Genomic DNA, 17,955 nt, shown 5'->3' with positions numbered 1-17,955 from the left:
CAACTCCTCAAAACCCACGATCCCCGCAACCCCCGAAATCCAGGGTGTTGCGGGGATCGCTAGAACCCGCCCAGCGGGAAGGGGGCCTTCGCGTACTTCTTCAGGCGATCAGTCGAAGGCCCGCGCGATCAGCGCCTTCTGCTCGACCTCGTGCACCTTGGACGAACCGGCCGACGGGGCCGCCATCGGACGGCGCGACACGACGTCCAGGCTGGAGAACACCTCCGGGAGCTTCCGCGGCAGGTTCAGGCCGAAGAACGGCCACGCACCCTGGTTCTCCGGCTCCTCCTGGACCCAGACCGCAGGAGCGCCGTTGTAGCGCTCGAGCGCCGCCAGCAGCTTCTTCTTCGGCAGCGGGTAGTACTGCTCGACGCGCACGATCGCGATGTCGTTCGCCTCGCGCTTCGCCCGCTCGGCCACCAGCTCCCAGTACAGCTTGCCCGAGGTCAGCAGGACCTTGCGCACCTTCGACGGGTCGACGGCGGCGTCGTCGATGACCGACATGAACTTCGTCTGGCCGGTGAAGTCCTCGACCGCCGAGGTCGCCGCCTTGTTGCGCAGCATCGACTTGGGGGTGAAGACCACCAGCGGCCGGTTGACCCCGTCGAGGGCGTGGCGGCGGAGCAGGTGGAAGTAGTTCGCCGGGGTGGACGGCACCGCGACGGTCATCGAGCCTTCGGCGCAGAGGGAGAGGAAGCGCTCGATGCGGCCGGAGGTGTGGTCCGGGCCCTGGCCTTCGTGGCCGTGCGGCAGCAGCAGCACGACGTCGGAGAGCTGGCCCCATTTGGCCTCGCCGGAAGAGATGTACTCGTCGATGACGGTCTGCGCGCCGTTGACGAAGTCACCGAACTGCGCTTCCCACATGACCAGTGCTTCGGAGTTGGCCACGGAGTAGCCGTACTCGAAGCCGACCGCCGCGTACTCGGACAGCGCCGAGTCGTAGATCATCACACGGCCCTGGCCGTCGGCCAGATTCTGCAGCGGTGAGTACTCCTGGCCGGTCTTGCGGTCGATCAGCACCGAGTGGCGCTGGGTGAAGGTGCCGCGGCGGGAGTCCTGGCCGGACAGCCGGACGAGCCTGCCTTCCATGGCCAGCGAGCCGAAGGCGAGCAGTTCGCCGAACGCCCAGTCGATGCCGCCTTCGCGGGACATCTTGTGGCGGCGTTCCATGACCGGCTTGACCCGCGGGGGCGGGGTGAAGCCTTCGGGCACGTTGAGGAACGCGTCACCGATGTGCTCGATGACTTCGGTGGTGGTCGCGGTGGGCACCTTGGCGGGGACCTGCTGCTCCTCCTCGACCGAGGGGCTGGCCTTCGCCGGGTGCTTCTCCAGCTCGCGGACCTCGTTGAACACGTGCTCCAGCTGGCTGGAGAAGTCGCGCAACGCGGCCTCGGCCTCTTCGACGGAGATGTCGCCGCGGCCGATCAGCGATTCGGTGTAGGTCTTCCGGACCGAACGCTTCGTGTCGATGATGTCGTACATCGCCGGCTGCGTCATCGAAGGGTCGTCGCCCTCGTTGTGGCCGCGGCGGCGGTAGCAGATCAGGTCGATCACGACGTCCTTGTGGAACGCCTGGCGGTAGTCGACGGCCAGCTTGGCCACCCAGTGCGCGGCCTCGGGGTCGTCACCGTTCACGTGGAAGATCGGGGAACCGATCATCTTCGCGACGTCGGTGGCGTACTGGCTCGAACGCGAGTGCTCGGGCGCGGTGGTGAAGCCGACCTGGTTGTTGACGATGACGTGCACGGTGCCGCCGGTGCGGTAGCCGCGCAGCAGCGCCAGGTTCAGGGTCTCGGCCACGACACCCTGGCCCGCGAAGGCCGCGTCACCGTGCATCAGGACGGGCAACACAGTGAAGCCCCCTGTGTCGCTGTCGCCCTTGTCGAGGATGTCCTGCTTCGCGCGGACGATGCCCTCGAGCACCGGGTCGACGGTCTCCAGGTGCGACGGGTTCGCGGTCAGCGACACCTTGGTCTCGCCGTCGCCGAACATGCGGAAGTACTTGCCCTCGGCGCCGAGGTGGTACTTCACGTCGCCGGAACCGTGCGCCTGGCCGGGGTCGAGGTTGCCCTCGAACTCCTGGAAGATCTGCGCGATCGGCTTGCCGACGATGTTCGCGAGCACGTTCAGGCGGCCGCGGTGCGGCATGCCGATGACGACCTCGTCGAGTTCGTGCTCGGCGGCCTTGTCCAGCAGCGTGTCCAGCAGCGGGATCGCCGTCTCGCCGCCTTCGAGGGAGAACCGCTTCTGGCCGACGTACTTGGTCTGCAGGAAGGTCTCGAACGCCTCCGCGGCGTTGAGCTTCGAGAGCACGTACTTCTGGACCGCGGGGTCCGGCTTCTCGTGCGGGATCTCGACGCGGTCCTGGATCCAGCGCCGCTCCTCGGGGTCGAGGATGTGCGTGTACTCGATGCCGACGGTGCGGCAGTAGGAGTTGCGCAGCACGCCGAGGATGTCGCGCAGCTTCATCCGCTCCTGGCCGGCGAAGCCGCCGACCGGGAACTCGCGGTCCAGGTCCCACAGGGTCAGGCCGTGGGAAAGGACGTCGAGGTCGGCGTGGCTGCGCTGCCGGTAGTTCAGCGGGTCGGTGTCGGCCATCAGGTGACCGCGCATACGGAAGGCGTCGATCAGCTCGATCACGCGCGCGGTCTTGTCGACCGGGCCGTCCGGGATGTCGGCGACCCAGCGGATCGGCTCGTACGGCAGGCGCAGGCTGGTGAAGACGTCGTCGTAGAAGCCGTCCTCGCCCAGCAGCAGCTCGTGGATGCGCTTGAGGAACTCGCCGGACTCCGCGCCCTGGATGATGCGGTGGTCATAGGTCGAGGTCAGCGTCATGATCTTCGACACGCCGAGGTCGACCAGTGCCTTCTCGCTGGTGCCCTCGAAGTGCGCCGGGTACTGCATGGCGCCGACGCCGATGATCGCGCCCTGGCCCGCCTGCAGCCGCGGCACCGAGTGGTTGGTGCCGATACCGCCGGGGTTGGTCAGCGAGATCGTGGTGCCGGAGAAGTCGTCGGCGGTCAGCTTGCCGTTGCGGGCCTTCTTGACGATCTCCTCATACGCCTGCCAGAACTGCATGAAGGTCATGTTCTCGGTGGCCTTGATGGAGGCCACGACGAGCGTGCGGGCGCCTTCCTTGCCCTTCATATCGATCGCGAGACCGAAGTTCACGTGCTCCGGCGTGACCGCGAACGGCTTCCCGTCGATCAGCTGGTAGTGCCGGTTCATGTTCGGGAAGTTCTTCAGCGCCCGGACCATCGCGTAACCGATGAGGTGCGTGAACGAGATCTTCCCGCCGCGCGTGCGCTTGAGGTGGTTGTTGATGACGATGCGGTTGTCCGCCATCAGCTTCGCGGGAACGGCGCGCACACTCGTGGCCGTCGGCACCGACAGCGAGGCGTCCATGTTCTTCGCGATCGCCGCCGCGGCGCCGCGGAGCTGCTTCGACTCCGGCTCGGCGTCCTTCTCGGCGGGCTTGGCGGGAGCCTGCGCGGGGGGCGTCTTGGGCCCGGCCTTGGGCGCCGCCGCCTTCGCCTCGGTCTTCGGGGCCGTCTTCGGCGCAGCCTTCGCCGGGGCAGTCTGCTTCGCGGTGGACTCGGCGTTGCGGACCGTCTGCGGCGTCGGCTTGGCGGCCTGGCCGTTGGTGCTCGCGCCCTCCTTCGCGGTCTCCGCAGAGGTCTGACGAGCGCCGTCAGCCTTCGTCTGCGCGTCCTGCGTTGGCTTGAAGTCCGCGAAGAAGTCGTGCCAGGCGGCATCGACTGAGCTGGGGTCGGCGAGGAACTGGTCGTACATTTCCTCGACGACCCACTCGTTGGGGCCGAATTGTGACGCAGGGCTGCTGCTGGACACGGCTTGGACTCGCCTCTATCCGTCTCGAGATCTTGAACACCGCTGATGCGCCTACCAGGCTAACCCCCTCGGTCGCAGCCGTGTGATGGAACTGGCCTGTGTGAGGCGTGGCGCACTAGGTGATGGGTCACTGTCTCGATCAAGAGACCGAAAATATGCCACTCGTCCACCCGGCCCCCTGTCGTTCGGGGGAGCAAGGGACCTTTGCTGCCGTTTTCACCGTCCGTGCAGGTCAGATCACTGTTTCGTCGGTAAAGGTTGGCTGGGTCGTCGTGCCCGGACAGCCTGGAGTTCACGTCGGGACGCTTCGCTGGGTGGAGGATGCGGCCGGTGTCGTGCCGGCCGCCGATCGCCCGCGAGGTGGTGGCGGCCCATGTGGCTGGACGAGTGCCCGTCGTTCTGGGACGAGGGGCGCGTGCGCCCGCTGGTCACCGAGTCCGGCAAGGTCGTGCTGATGTGCGACTCGTGCTCGGCGGTCTGGCCGACGCTCGCCGATTTCCAGGAGATGGAGCACGTCGAGCCCGACGAACCGGACTGGGCGGTGACGGCCGGGGTCCACGTCCGCCCGGGGACTTTCCGGTGGGCTTCGGCTCAGGACCTCGAGGTCGCCGGGATGAGCGGCCTCAAGTGGCGGTCTTAGCCGGGGTACGGGCGCTCCGCGGGTAGCAGCGCTTCGGCGTCTTCGATGCGGTTCGCCGCGACCAGGGAGCCGATCTCGCGCATGACCGGGGTGACGTCGGTGACCGCCGTGATCCATTTGTCGACATAGCGATCGACGGCCTCGTCGCTCAACCCCATCTGGAGCGAGCGGTGCTTCAGGGCACCGAGCCGGATGTCGCGTTCCGGATCCCACTGGATGCGGACCGGGCTGTTCTTGACCTCGTGTTGCCACGTCTCCCGGTCGGGGTGGACGTCGGGGTCGTAATGGCTGAGCGCCGCGTGTTCGAGCGCCCAGGCGAAACCCTCGCGAGTGATGTCGAGGGCGAGTACGCGCTCTTGGCCGGGCTTGGCGGCCCAGCCGCAGCGGTAGGCCATCCAGAGGAAAGACGGCTTGATCCAGGTCATGCGTTCGCGTTTGAACGGCGGCGCGAAAGTGCCCGCCTTGAGGGCGGCGTGGGCGATGGGCGGCGAGTACGCCTGATAGACGCGGATCGTGGTTTCGGTATGAATGGCGCGGATCTGCCGCGCCGGGATCTCTTCTTTCATTTCCCGTGCAGCGTGACAGGTGTGGGTGTTCGCGCGCGACCGAAATTCCCTTGCCCGCCTGGGTCGTGAGTGGCTGGGACGGTTCTCTTGAGGAGAAGGTCGAAGGTGCCGTGTTCGGGCGAGATGGCGATCTCGCGTGATCAGGCGGCGATCACGCGTGATCAGAGACGGAACTCGCGTGATCAGAGGACGTTCACCGTGTTCGCCGTTTGATCACGCGAGTCCCGTTCCTGATCACGCGAGTTACGCCTTCGCGCACCTTGGGCTCTAACCCGAATCGCCACTCACGACCCGCTCAGCCCAGGGACCACAGACGCGCGTAGTGGCCGTCCGCCGCGACCAGTTCCGCGTGCGTGCCCTGTTCGATGATCCGGCCGTGGTCCAGCACCACGATCCGGTCCGCCTTGGCGGCCGTGGCGAGGCGGTGCGCGACCACGAAAGTCGTGCGGCGGCGCGCGAGTTGTTCCGTCGCGCGCAGGACGGCGGCTTCGGTGGACGGATCGAGGGCCGCGGTCGCCTCGTCGAGCAGGAGGACGTCCGGGTCCACGAGTTCGGCGCGGGCGAGGGCGACGAGTTGCCGTTGCCCGGCCGAAAGAGACCGTCCGCGTTCACCGACGGGCTGGTGGAAACCGGCAGGGAGCGCGGCGACACCGTCGAGCGCGCCGACGGACCGGACCGCTTCCTCGACCTCCGCGTCCGTCGCGGAAGGCCTGCCGTAGCGCACATTGTCCGCGACGGTTCCCGAGAACAGGTGCGCTTCCTGCGGTACCACGCCCATCCGCGTGCGCAGGGCGGCCAGGTCGTACTCGCGGATGTCGGTTCCGTCGATCCGGACCACACCGCCTGTCGCGTCGTAGAAGCGCGCGACGAGCTTCACCGCCGTCGATTTCCCGGCACCCGTCGCCCCGACCAAGGCGACGGTCTCCCCGGGCGCGACGTCCAGCGAAAGCTGCGACAGGGCGGGCTCGTCCGTTGCGGTGTAAGCGAAATCGACGTCCTTGAAGGAGACCTCGCCCCGCAGTCGCTCCGGGACCGCGACCGGTTTTTCCGCCTGCGGAACGGAAGTCGGCGTGCGCAGGAGGTCGCCGATGCGCGACAGGCCGACCCGCGCCTGCTGGTAACCGTCGAACACTGACGACAGTTGCTGGATCGGCGAGAAGAACTGGCCCAGATACAACAGGAACGCCACCAGAACACCGGCGGACAGCGTGCCCGCCGCGACCCGGTTCGCGCCGACGATCAGCACGACGACCTCGGCCAGTCCGGAAAGCATTGCCGCGAAGGGGAAATACGTCGCGACATAGCGTTGGGCGCGCAGCCGCGAGCGCCGGTATTCGTCACTTCGGGAAGCGAACTTCTCCGCTGTGCGCTCCTCGCGCGTGTACGCCTGCGCGACCCGCAGCCCGTTCACGTTCTCCTGCATGTCCGCGTTGACGACGCTGACCCGTTCCCGGGCTTCGGTGTACGCCTTGGACGACGCCCGGCGGAAGATCACCGTCGCGACCACGAGGATCGGCAGCACCGCGAGCGCGTACGCCGCCAGCCCGATGTCGGTGACCATCAAGGCCGCCGCGATCCCGACCAGGGTCAGCGCGCTCACCACGGCCTGGGCGACACCGGTTTGCAGGAACGTCGAGAGCGCGTCGACGTCGGTCGTCATCCGGGTCATGATCTTCCCGGACAGTTCACGTTCGTAGAAGTCGAGCCCGAGCCGTTGCAGATGCGCGTAACTGCGTACGCGCAGCGAATACAGCACCGTCTCGCCGACCCGCGCCGTCATCCTCGTCTGGAGGTAGACCACCAGCCAGTCCGCGAGGATCACCAGCGCGCCGATCCCGGCGGCCAGCCAGATCACCGCCTCCGCTCCGGCGCGCACGCCGTTGTCGATGCCGTGCTGGTACAGCGCGGGCATCGCGATGGTGGCCAGCGCGTCCGCGGCGACCAGGCCGATCACCACGGCGAGCGGGCCGCGTACCGGTTTCAGCAACCGGCCGAGGCGGAACTTCGGTTCGGGCGCGGTGACGTCGGTGCCCGGCAGGCGCGGGACGTCCGTCGCGGGCGGCAGTTTCCGGACGCCTTCGATGAGCTCCTCACTCGGCGGCAGGTTGACGTCCCACTCGCCGCCGGTGCCCTTCCGCTCGCCCGCCAGTTCGTCGGCCTTGTCCTGCTCCGGCCACAGGGCGGGGGTGATTCCCGCGGGACCGCAGTCGAGACCTTCACAGCGATGCGGTTCCTCGACGTCGTCACCCGGCCCCGCGACGAGTTCGCGGAACAGCGCGCAGCGCGCCAGCAGTTCCTCCTCGGTGCCGACGTCGACGACGCGGCCCTTGTCGAGTACGGCGATCCGGTCGGCGAGGGCGAGGGTGGAGCGGCGGTGCGCGATCAGCAGGGTCGTGCGGCTCGCGGTGACCGAGCGCAGCGTGTCGTGGATCGCCGCTTCGGTGACCGTGTCGATGGCGGACGTCGCGTCGTCGAGGACCAGGACGCGCGGGTCGGTCATCAGCGCCCTGGCCAGGCCGAGACGCTGACGCTGACCGCCCGAGAGTGTGAGGCCGCGCTCGCCGACGAGCGTGTCGTAGCCCTCGGGGAGGCGCTGGATGAACTCGTCCGCCTCCGCCGCCCGCGCGGCAGCGCGGATCTCTTCGTCGCTCGCGTCCGGCCTGCCGTAGGCGATGTTGTCGCGCACCGACGAGGAGAAGAGGAACGCCTCCTCGAAGACCACTCCGATCACGCTGCGCAGGTCGCGCTGACGGACGTCGCGGACGTCCAGGTCGCCGACCTGGACCGAACCGCTGTGCACGTCGTAGAAGCGGGGCAGCAGCAAGGAGATCGTCGACTTGCCCGAACCAGCCGTGCCGACCAGCGCGAGTGTTTCACCCGGCCGGGCTTCCAGGGTGAGACCGTCGAGCACGGGATCCGATCGCGTGTAGCCGAAGGTGACGTCCTCCAGCCGGACGCCGAGGGGGCCTTCGGGCAGCGGCCGCGCGTCCGGGCTGTCGACGACGTCCGGCTGAGCGTCGATCAGTTCGTTGACCCGTTCCGCGCCCGCCCTGGTCAGCTGGGCCTGCACGACGAGGCTCGAGATCATCCGTGCCGGGCCGATCAGGATGGACAGATAGGTCGCGAACGCCAGGAAGGTGCCGAGGCTGACCTCACCCTTCAACGCGAGGATGCCACCGACCGCCAGGACCGCGACCTGACCCGCCGCGGGAAGCGCCGCCGTCGTCGCCGTGGGCAGTGAGGACAGCCGGGCCGCGCGCATGCGTTCGGCGAAGAGCTGCCTCGCCGTCTTCTCCAGCTTCGCGACTTCGCGCGCTTCCTGTCCGAAGCCCTTCACGACGCGTACGCCGGTGACGGTCTCCTCGACCTGCTGCGCGACGTCGGCCGCGCGCTGCTGGGCCGCCCATGTCGCGGGGAAGAGCCGTTTCCGGCTCACCGCCATGATGATCGCGATCGCCGGGGCGACCACCATCGCGATCAGGGTCAGCGTGGGCGACATCCACAGCATCGCGCCGAGGGACAGCAGTGCGAAGATCACCGACCCCGCCGAAAGCGGCACCTGCATCAAGACCGACGTGACCAGCTGCAGATCCGAGATCGCCCGGGAGGCGACCTGCCCGGTGCGCAGCGCGTCCTGCTTGCCGCCGTCGAGCCGGGAGACCGCGTTGAACACCTGGCGGCGCAGATCGTGCTGGACGTCGAGGGCCAGCCGCCCGCCGACGTACCGGCGGGCGAAGGCGTTGCCGAAGGTCAGCACCTGCAGCGCCGCCATCACGGCGGCGAGCAGGCCGAGGCGGGAGGTGTCGCCCGCGACGGCGTCGTCCAGCGCCTCGCGGATCAGCAGCGGACCGGCGGCCTGCAGCCCGACGCCGATGATCGCCGCGCCCAGCGAGAGCACGACCAGCCAAGGGTGTTTCCAGCACGAAGCGGCCAGGCGACGGATCCAGCCTCCGGTGGGTACCGGGGCCTTCTCACGAGCCTGACTGGTTTGACGCGGACGAGGTGGAGCAGTGGTCACCCCGCCAGCCTATGCGGCTCCACCGACAGGATCGGCCGGTTCCGGCAGGGAAGTGACCCAAGTCCGGCGGGGAGGTGACCCACGTCGACGCCACCGAACGGTCTCCCCAAGGGCGCCCCGCGCCCGACGGAGACTTCAGCCGTCGCGCGCCCTCTTTCGGGCCGAAGGCCCACGTAAACGTGATGAAGGGGCGCCTTCCCGCCCAACCTGAGGTTGAAGCGGACCGGCGCCCCTTCGGCACGTTTACGTCAGCGCGCGATAAGAAATCAAGTGATGTCCTTCTTCTGGTTCACGGCCCAGCCGGCGAGGAAGAAGACCATCGTCCAGCCGAAGAAGATGAGCGCCGAGGCCCACCACGAGAACGCGCCGGGCGCACCGGCTGCGTACTGCAGTGCCCACGCCGTCTCGTCCTGCAGGCCGGGCACCTTCACCCCGGCGGCGCCGAACGCCTCCGCGCCGATGGCGCCCACGATGCCGTTGACCGTGCCGTTCGGCAGGACGCCGCCCAGCCACGTGATGTCCGCGGCGCCGAACATGACGAACACCAGCACGTTCTCGACGACGAGCATCCAGATGGTCAGCGTGATGATGCTGCCGACCACGCTGCGCCAGACCGCGCCGACCCCGATGCCGAACAGTGTCGCCAGGATCGTCGCGAGGACGCCCGCGCCGAGCACGCCCAGCCACTGCCCCGCAGTGGGAAGGCGGGCGCTGTCGACCGTGATCACGGTCCCGAGGCTCGCCGCGCCCACGATGATCACGCCGTAGATCGCGCCCCACGCGATGTAAGTGATCATCTTGGCGCTCAACGCCGAAACCCGGTTCGGGGCGGTGAGGAACGTCGTGGTGATCGTCTTCTTCGTGTACTCGCCGGCGAGGGCGAAGACACCGAAGATGATCGGGATCATCGTGCCGATGTTGACGCCGTGCCCGAGGGCGAGCAGGCCGACGGGCAGTTCGCCGGTCGAGATGCCGAGCGCCTCGGTCAGTTCACGAGTGTCCGAGCGGCCGAGGAAGTCGCTGAAGTCGTTGGTGACCATGCCCCAGAACAGGGCGAACGCGAAGGCGAAGACCACCGCGGGGATCATCAGCGCCCACCACGCCTTGAGCGTGAGCGTCTTGCGGAACTCCGCCTTGATCAGGTTGCCCATCAGCCCTGGCCTCCCCAGCCCTCGTTCTGGCCCTGCTGCTGCGCCTGCTGCTGAGGCGGCGCCTGCTGGTACTGCGGTTGCTGCGGCGGCTGACCCTGCTGCTGGAACTGCTGCGGCGGCGCGAAACCGGGCGGCGGCGTGTTCTGCGGCGCGTAGCCGGGAGGCGGCCCCTGATATCCGGGCGGCGGGCCCTGATAACCCGGAGGCGGACCCTGGTAGCCCGGCGGCGGGCCCTGCTGGAAACCGGGCGGCGGCGCGGCGTACTGGCCCTGTGTCAGCTGGAAGAACATCCGCTCCAGATCCGCCGTCTCCTCCTGCATGCCGTAGACCGCGATGCTCGCCTTGGCGGAGACGTCACCGATCTGCTGCACCGTCGCACCGGAGACCGCGACACGGCCGTCCGGCATCGGCGAGACCTGCGTGATGCCCGCCTCCTGCAACGCGGACACCAGACCGCTCGCGTCGGCCGACTGCACCAGCACCCGGGACTGGTTGCTCTTGCGCAACTGGTCCAGCGAGCCGTTGTAGCGCGTCATGCCCTGGCTGATGATCACGACCTGGTCGATCGTCTGCTCCACCTCGTTCAGAAGGTGGCTCGAGACCAGCACCGTGCGCCCCTCACGCGCGTACGCGCGCAGGAAGTTCCGCAGCCACAGGATGCCCTCGGGGTCGAGACCGTTCGTCGGCTCGTCCAGCACCAGCACCTGCGGGTTCCCCAGCAACGCCGTCGCCAGCGCCAGCCGCTGCCGCATACCGAGCGAGAACCCGCCCGCCTTGCGGTCCGCGGCCGACGAAAGGCCGACCAGCCCCAGAACCTCGTCCACCCGCTGATCCGGCATCCCGATCGCCGCCGAGTACACGCGCAGGTGATTCCGCGCCGTGCGTCCCGGGTGGAAACCCTCGTTCTCCAGCACCGAACCGACGACCCGAGCCGGATTCCCCAGCTGGTCGTGCGGGCGCCCGTTGATGGTCGCCGTGCCGTTCGTGGGCGTCACCAGCCCGAGCAGCATCCGGAGCGTCGTGGTCTTCCCGGCCCCGTTGGGCCCCAGGAAGCCGGTCACCGAACCGGGCTCCACCGTGAAGCTCAGATTCTGGACCGCGTTGACCGCACCGAACTGCTTGCTCAGGTTCTGCACCGCGATGCGGCCACTGCCGTCGTGCATACCGTCCCCTTTTGTTGACGAAGGCCGATCACGCGACATCCTGCCTCACGGGGTGGGTTCGCACCCGAGGAAGGGGGCAATCCGCCGAAAGCGACCTTCGTCACGTTCGGCACGGTGACGGCTCCGTCCTCCAGTGCACCCGCCACTGCGCCGAATGGCCGCTGACTACCGGATATGCGGCATGAAGCATGGAAAATCACCGACCATGGCGGAGATTCGTGAAGAAATAATTCGGAAGACATGGCAACCCCATGCAGCGCGACGGCGACTTATTACCTACGATGTAGGAGGCGGCCCGCTCCCAGTGACCCCCAGGCTGGTTGAGCGGGCCGCCCTCAGCCCCTTTGCCCCACCTTGGTCGGTGCTTGCGCACCTTCCCGAAGGTGGGGCTTCGTCGTATCACCCGGGGGCCGAGCCCCCCGGACCCCCACGGTGCGGTCGGCGCCGGTTGGCGGGGTGGGGGCCTACGGCGCGGAGCGCCGTGGCCAGGTGAGGATCCGGCTCCGCGGTAAGTGAAGGTCCTTGCGCAAAAGGAGCGAGGGACCTTCGCACTGGGGTGGCAAAGGTCCCTCGCGTGGGAGTGTGGCGTGGGGTCAGGCCAGGACGGCGGCCAGGTCCGTGGCGGGCAGGCCGTGCGCGGCCGCGACCGGGGCGTTGGTCAGGGCGCCCGCGTGCGTGTTGAGGCCCTTCGCCAGCGAAGCGTCCGCCTGCAGCGCCTTGTGCCAGCCGAGCTCCGCCAGCTGGACGGCGTAGGGCAGCGTGACGTTGGTCAGGCCGTAGGTCGACGTCCGGGGCACCGCGCCCGGCATGTTCGCGACGCAGTAGAACACCGACTCGTGGACCTTGTAGGTCGGCTCGTCGTGCGTGGTCGGCCGCGAGTCGGCGAAGCAGCCGCCCTGGTCGATCGCGATGTCGACCAGCACGCTGCCGGGACGCATCCGCGAAACGAGCTCGTTCGAGACCAGCTTCGGCGCCTTCGCGCCGGGCACGAGCACCGCGCCGATGACCATGTCGGCCTCCAGCACGGACTGCTCGACCGACAGCGCGTTCGAGGTCACCGTGCGGATGCGGCCGCCGAAGTCGTTGTCGATCTGGCGGAGCCGGTCGACGTTGGTGTCGAGGATCTCGACGTCCGAGCCGAGGCCGAGCGCGACCCGCGCCGCGTTGAGGCCGGCGACACCGCCGCCGATCACGACCACGCGCGCCGGGTGGACGCCGGGGATACCGCCGGGCAGCACGCCGCGGCCGCCGCTCGGCTTCATCAGGGAGAACGCGCCCACCTGCGGCGCCAGCCGTCCGGCGACCTCGGACATCGGCGCGAGCAGCGGCAGCGCGCGGTTCGGGGTCTGCACCGTCTCGTACGCGATCGCGGTGGTGCCCGCGGCCAGCAGCGCGTCGGTCAGCGGGCGGTCCGCGGCGATGTGCAGGTAGGTGAACAGCACCTGGCCGGAGCGCAGCCGCGGGTACTCCTCGGCGATCGGTTCCTTGACCTTGAGCACGAGTTCGCCCTCGGACCAGGTCTCCTCCGCCGTCGCGAGGATCTTCGCACCCGCGGCGAGGTACTCCTCGTCGGTGATGGACGAGCCGAGGCCGGCGCCGGTCTCGACGAAGACGTCGTGGCCGCGCCCGGTCAGTTCGTGCACGCCCGCCGGGGTGAGCGCCACCCGGTATTCATGCTTCTTGATCTCACGGGGGACGGCGATACGCACGGGATGCCTCCTGGCGGCGGGTCTGCGAACAAAGGTGCTGCCACTCACGGTGAGCCACCCGGACGGCGGTGTCATCATTCGCCCGCGACAATGTTGAGGACCGATCATGGTTTTCCGGGCACAATCGCTTGACCTCCAGCCGACTGGAGCTTGCACCTTGGGTCACATGAGAGCCGTGTGGTTGAAAGAGTTCGGCGGGCCCGAAGTGCTCGTCGCGGGCGATGCCCCGGATCCCGTGCCCGCAGCGGGCCAGGTCCTGGTCGAGGTGGCGTTCGCCAACATCACGTTCGTCGAGACGCAGTTCCGCGCGGGCGGAGGCGGGCCGTTCCGCGCCGAGCCGCCGCTGATCCCGGGCAACGGCGTCGGCGGCGTGATCAGCGCGGTCGGCGACGGGGTCGATCCCGACCTGGTCGGCAACCGGGTCGTGACCTCCACCGGCGGTTCCGGGGGATACGCGGAACGGGTCGCGGTCGCCGCCGATTCCGTCTTCGAGGTGCCGGACGGCCTCGCCCTCGACGCCGCGGTGGCGATCCTCGCCGACGGTCGCACGGCGACCGCGCTGGTGACCGCCGCGCGGATCCGGCCTGGGGAGCGCGTGCTGGTGGAGGCCGCGGCGGGCGGCGTCGGCGGGCTGGTCGTCCAGCTCGCCAAGGCCGCCGGCGCCGAGGTCGTCGGTGCGGCGGGTGGCCCGGCGAAGACCGGGCACGTCCGGGAGGGCGGCGCCGATCTGGCGGTCGACTACCGCGAACCGGACTGGGCGGCGAAGGCGGGCGAGGTCGACGTCGTGTTCGACGGGGTCGGGGGCGAGATCGGGACGACGTCGTTCGGGTTGCTGAAGCCCGGCGGCCGGATGTTGATCTACGGGCTGTCGAGTGGTTCGTGGACGGAGGTGTCCGAAGAGGACGCCGCCGCGCGCGGGGTCACGGTGATCCGGGGCCTCGGCGGGCAGGCGGAGATGCGGGCGTTCACCGAGTCCGCGCTCGCCGAAGCCGCCGCCGGACGACTGGAACCCGTGATCGGCCAACGGTTCCCGCTCGCGCGGGCGGCCGACGCGCACGCGGTCATGCAGTCGCGGCGTGCGATCGGCAAGACGTTGCTCGAGGTCTGATGTTCGACATCGACGAATTCCTCGCCGGTCCGCTGACGGCCAGGGTCGCCACGGCTGGGCCGACCGTGCGCCCGACCTGGTATCTCTGGGAGAAACAGGCCTTCTGGATCCTCACCGGACCGTGGGCGCGGCTGGCCGGTCTGGTCCGCGATTCGCCGTCGATCGCGGTGACCGTCGACGTGTGCGACGTCGGCACCGGTCTGGTGCGGCAGGTGCTCGCGCGCGGCGAGGCGGAGGTGCTGCCGTTCGACGTCCCTCGTGGACGGCGGCTGCTGAGCAGGTATCTCGGTCCTGAAGAGATCAAATGGGATGCGCGTTTTCGTTCTTACCTCCCGCGATGATCCGGAGGTGAAAGGGACCGTCTGGGTCCGGATGGTGCCGAAGCGATTCGTCGCCGAAGACCTCGGTTATCGGGTGTGAGGTACGGCCGCGTTCGCTGGGGGTGGGCGCGGCCGTGCAACCTGCGGATCGGTAAATGCAGCACGATCGAGTCAAGATGTTGATCTTACTGGCCGGTAAGCTGCCATTCTGTTCCGCATGACAAATCAGGACTGGCGGCGGGAGCGGCGTGTCCGCACCGTCGACACCGAAGGCAATCCGGCCGATGTCATCGTCGGTCTGGTCGAAACCCCGGGACACGGCTACGAAGCAGCGTTGCGGGTCGACGGTGGCCCCGGTGTTCTTTTGCCGCTTTACCCCGGTGCCGATCTTCTCGCCGCGGTACGGCAGACCATTGAGGACGGATATCGCGCCAGCGCGCACTAGCCGCCGGATGTCGGGAAAGGGTCTTTCGGGTCGGAAAACGTCTTGAAAGACCCTTTCTCCACGTATGCGCACAGTTTTGTCGCACTACAAAGTGTTCGTCGATGAACAGTTTGCCGTCGAATACCGATCAGCTCCAGCGAAGGGAAACGAGTTGTGTGATCAACGCCAGCCGGACGTCGGGATCGTCGAGGTCCAGCGGGACGAGGTCGAGGAGCCGCCGCATCCGGTACCGCAGGGTGTTGGGATGGATCCGGAGTTCCTTCGCGGCCGCGCGCGGGTCTCCGGGATGCCGTAGCCATTGGTAGAGCGTGTCGACGTAGCCGCTCTCGTGGGCTTCGTCGTGCGCGCGCAGCAGTCCGAGCGGGCCGAGCTCGGCGACCTTCGCCGTGCTCGCCGCCGTCGCCCCGCGGTGCAGCGAAAGGGCCGTCCACGCCTCGTCGAAGACCACGACGCGGCCAGGGACGAGCTTCGCGCGAAGCAGGCCCAGCGCCTCGTCGGCCTGGAGTCGTGACGTCGCGAGCTCGCCGATCTCGCAGGCCGACCCGGCGGCGGCCCGCGGTGTCCCGCCCTTCCTCGACGACGGCAGGGTTTCGAGCGCGGCCCGGAGTTCTTCCCAGCCGTCGCCGTCCGGGACGACGGCGTAGAGCACGCCGCCGAGTTCGGTGGCCACCGGCCGCCTGCCGACGCCCTGCGAGATCCGTTCGAGAAGGGCGAGCCGCAGGCCCTCGTCGTCGCGGCCGTCACCGCCGGAGACCTCGATGACGACGACGCGGTGCGGCTCCTCGGACAGGTCGAGTTCCGCGATCGCCTTGCGCGGGCTGGCCTTCCCTTCGAGCACGGCACGCAGGAGCTCGGCCGAGACCCGGCGTTGCGAATCGGTGTGCGCGCGGCGGCGCAGCAGGTGCAGCGCGACGACGGGTGCCGCGTCGGCGAACGCGGCCGCGCGTTCGTCGGAGACCGGGCCCGCGACGACCGCCCACATCGACCCCAGCAGCTCGCCGCCCATCCTGATCGGCACGATGAGCCGGGGCAGGGTGCCGTCGCGCTGCGCGGGCACGAAGATCGTCTGCCGCCCACGGGAAAGCTCGCGGAACACCCCTCGCGACCGGAACCGCGCGAGCACGTCGTCGGGAATGCGGCGGCCCATGATCGTGGACACCCGGGCCGAGTCGGTCAGGTCCTGCCGGGCGGAGTAGGCGAGCACCCGTGAGTTGGTGTCCTCGATGGTCACCGGCGCGTCGACCACCGAAGCGACGGCGTCCGCGAGCCGGAACAGGTCGCCGGAACCGGGGCCGCCGCCGTCCTCGAGTGCGTCCGACTCGTCGGCCAGCGCGTCGAGGACCGTCCTGAGCAGCCAGACGAGCTGGGCCCACGATGCCGCCGAGCGCACTTCGATCAACGCGATGTCCGCCGACTTCGCCGCCCGTTTCACCGAGGGTTTCGCCGCGAGCGGGGGTTTCAGCAGGACGGCGGCGGCGCCCTTGGCCGCGCTGAGCTTGACCAGTTCCGCGGCGTCCGGGGTTTCGGTGATCGCGACGCCGAGGACGAGGTCCCCCGCGGCGAGGGTGTTGCCGGGTTCGGCGATGACGACGTCGCCGACGGCGGGGGACTCTTCGGGGACCTGGAGGGCGTGCAACAGCGTCGGCCCCACCCGGTCGACGACGCTGCGCACCGAAACCATGGTGCGATTGTCCAGCAGGTGGGACCGCCGCACACGTCAGACCTCGCGTGGCGTCCGCGCGTCGATGTCTTCGGGCGTGAACCGCTCCTTTTGGTCGTCAGCGCCCAGCGGTGGCCGTCGGGGTCGACGATCCGGCCGTAGCGTTCGCCGAAGAACATCTCCTCGACCGGCGCCTCCACCCGGGCGCCCGCGAACACCGCGCGCCGCACGAGGTCGTCGGGGTCTTCGGTCTCCAAGGTCAGCAGCATCGGCGTGCCACCGAGGGTCGACGGCGCGAGCGCGTCCAGCCGCGGGATCTCCTGGCTCACCAGCAGTCGCGCGTCACCGACGGCGAGTTCCACGAACAGCACGACACCGTTCGGCAGGACGCTGCGGAACAGCTCCACGGCGCCGAACGCCCTGCCGTAGAAGGAAAGCGACACGTCGACGTCCTTGACGAACAGATGCGGGACGAGCCCGAGCGCCCGGCTCACGCCGACTCCGCCCGCTTCAGCAGCCCGGCCTGTCCGGCCACCGCGACGAGCCTGCTCAAGAACTCGGCCTCGCGGGTGGCGACGTCCCGGCCGGTCGAGGTCAGCCGGTAGTAGCGGCGGCGCGAGTCGTGCGGCTGGTCTTCGCTCGCGTCCGGAGCCTCTTCGACCAGGCCGTCGGCGACGAGCCGGGCCAGCGTCCGGTACAGCGTGCCGGGACCGAGCTGAGCGGTGCCGCCGCTCACCTGGTCGACGAAACCCATGATCGCGTACCCGTGCGCGCGGCCGCCCCGGCCGTTCGCGAGCGCCAGCAGGGTCTGGAACGCCGCGGGCGTGAGCTGTGGGTTGCCGTCGGCCATCCGGGGAGCATACACTCCGATCTCGTTATATCCATCATGGATACAAAGGGGTGGGAAATGGCGATTCGAGGCGTGCACAAGATCGTCGTCGAGGTGAGCGATCAGGCGCGGGCGAAGAAGTTCTGGAGCGAGGTCGTCGGATTCGAGGTCACCACCGACGCGCCCTACGGCGACGACGGGGGCCGGTGGGTCGAGGTCACTTCAGCCGATGGGATGACGGCTCTCGTCTTGAGCACCATGTCGGAGTACGCCAAGAACCCCGAGGTGCGCGACGAACTCCCGACGGCCGACTTTTTCTTCTACGCCGACGACATCGAAAAGACCTATCGGGAACTTTCCGCGAAGGGCGTCGAGTTCCCGGCCCGCCCGGAGAAGCAGCCGTGGGGGTGGTGGGCGATGTTCACCGATTCGGAGGGCAACCGGTTCGCCCTTTCGGAGCGGAATCCCACGTCCTGAGAGCGGTTGGGTGCTCCGTT

At 68.9% G+C, this 17,955-nt stretch carries 13 protein-coding genes and 1 pseudogene; 5 read left to right on the top strand and 9 right to left on the bottom strand.

Translation table 11 applies throughout. The features are described 5' to 3' along the window. Positions 1-108 precede the first annotated feature (108 nt). Positions 109-3,849 carry a multifunctional oxoglutarate decarboxylase/oxoglutarate dehydrogenase thiamine pyrophosphate-binding subunit/dihydrolipoyllysine-residue succinyltransferase subunit gene (locus H074_RS30120; protein WP_083920524.1) on the bottom strand — a complete coding sequence of 1,247 codons (3,741 nt, stop codon included), beginning with the start codon at positions 3,847-3,849 and terminating at the stop codon, positions 109-111. Positions 3,850-4,222: 373 nt separating this feature from the next. Between H074_RS30120 and H074_RS30115 the strand changes: the two genes are divergently transcribed. After that, positions 4,223-4,489: a hypothetical protein gene (locus H074_RS30115; protein WP_007033858.1), complete on the top strand. Its 267-nt coding sequence runs from the start codon at positions 4,223-4,225 to the stop codon at positions 4,487-4,489. Here H074_RS30115 and H074_RS30110 read toward each other — a convergent pair. The 5 genes from H074_RS30110 to ald form a co-directional block, all read right to left on the bottom strand. After that, a complete protein-coding gene (locus tag H074_RS30110; RefSeq protein ID WP_007033857.1) occupies positions 4,486-5,055 on the bottom strand; it encodes a DUF4291 domain-containing protein in 570 nt (189 codons plus the stop codon). The two genes, H074_RS30115 and H074_RS30110, sit on opposite strands and share 4 nt — an antisense overlap. Before the next feature lie 295 nt (positions 5,056-5,350). Further along, positions 5,351-9,073, bottom strand: a complete 3,723-nt coding sequence (locus tag H074_RS30105; protein ID WP_420805400.1) for an ABC transporter ATP-binding protein — start codon at positions 9,071-9,073, stop codon at positions 5,351-5,353. A gap of 266 nt (positions 9,074-9,339) precedes the next feature. Continuing rightward, entirely contained in the window at positions 9,340-10,224 is an 885-nt protein-coding gene (locus tag H074_RS30100) for an ABC-2 transporter permease (RefSeq protein WP_007033855.1), read from the bottom strand. Beyond that, positions 10,224-11,387 carry an ABC transporter ATP-binding protein gene (locus H074_RS30095; protein ID WP_007033854.1) on the bottom strand — a complete coding sequence of 388 codons (1,164 nt, stop codon included), beginning with the start codon at positions 11,385-11,387 and terminating at the stop codon, positions 10,224-10,226. The genes H074_RS30100 and H074_RS30095 overlap by 1 nt, the downstream gene beginning before the upstream one ends. Before the next feature lie 593 nt (positions 11,388-11,980). After that, positions 11,981-13,096, bottom strand: coding sequence for an alanine dehydrogenase (gene ald / locus H074_RS30090; RefSeq protein ID WP_007033853.1), 1,116 nt, complete (start codon positions 13,094-13,096; stop codon positions 11,981-11,983). A gap of 166 nt (positions 13,097-13,262) precedes the next feature. On the opposite strand from ald, the gene H074_RS30085 reads away from it, so the two are divergent. The 3 genes from H074_RS30085 (at position 13,263) to H074_RS30075 (ending at position 14,969) form a co-directional block, all read left to right on the top strand. Next, positions 13,263-14,204 (top strand): zinc-binding dehydrogenase, encoded by a 942-nt coding sequence (locus H074_RS30085; protein WP_039923669.1) that lies wholly within the window; start codon positions 13,263-13,265, stop codon positions 14,202-14,204. Further along, on the top strand, positions 14,204-14,545 hold the full coding sequence (locus H074_RS30080) for a pyridoxamine 5'-phosphate oxidase family protein (protein ID WP_007033851.1): 342 nt from the start codon (positions 14,204-14,206) through the stop codon (positions 14,543-14,545). The genes H074_RS30085 and H074_RS30080 overlap by 1 nt, the downstream gene beginning before the upstream one ends. A 196-nt stretch (positions 14,546-14,741) precedes the next feature. Next, on the top strand, positions 14,742-14,969 hold the full coding sequence (locus tag H074_RS30075; protein ID WP_007033850.1) for a hypothetical protein: 228 nt from the start codon (positions 14,742-14,744) through the stop codon (positions 14,967-14,969). Positions 14,970-15,096: 127 nt separating this feature from the next. Here the strand turns inward: H074_RS30075 and H074_RS30070 are convergent, their stop codons facing one another. From H074_RS30070 to H074_RS30065, 3 genes and pseudogenes are all read right to left on the bottom strand, one after another. After that, complete coding sequence (locus tag H074_RS30070) at positions 15,097-16,650, bottom strand: PucR family transcriptional regulator (protein WP_039923678.1); 1,554 nt, start codon at positions 16,648-16,650, stop codon at positions 15,097-15,099. A gap of 158 nt (positions 16,651-16,808) precedes the next feature. Further along, positions 16,809-17,036, bottom strand: a pseudogene (locus H074_RS41725) (VOC family protein); the annotation flags it as partial. 83 nt (positions 17,037-17,119) lie between these two features. Next, positions 17,120-17,479, bottom strand: coding sequence for a PadR family transcriptional regulator (locus tag H074_RS30065; protein WP_007033847.1), 360 nt, complete (start codon positions 17,477-17,479; stop codon positions 17,120-17,122). Between the two features lie 57 nt (positions 17,480-17,536). Between H074_RS30065 and H074_RS30060 the strand changes: the two genes are divergently transcribed. Further along, entirely contained in the window at positions 17,537-17,935 is a 399-nt protein-coding gene (locus tag H074_RS30060; RefSeq protein ID WP_007033846.1) for a glyoxalase superfamily protein, read from the top strand. Positions 17,936-17,955: the final 20 nt, after the last annotated feature.

The organism is Amycolatopsis decaplanina DSM 44594, assembly GCF_000342005.1.
GTDB classification, from domain to species: Bacteria; Actinomycetota; Actinomycetes; order Mycobacteriales; family Pseudonocardiaceae; genus Amycolatopsis; species Amycolatopsis decaplanina.
The sequence above is the reverse complement of the archived record's forward strand: the minus strand, read 5'-3'. Positions and strand labels throughout refer to the sequence as shown.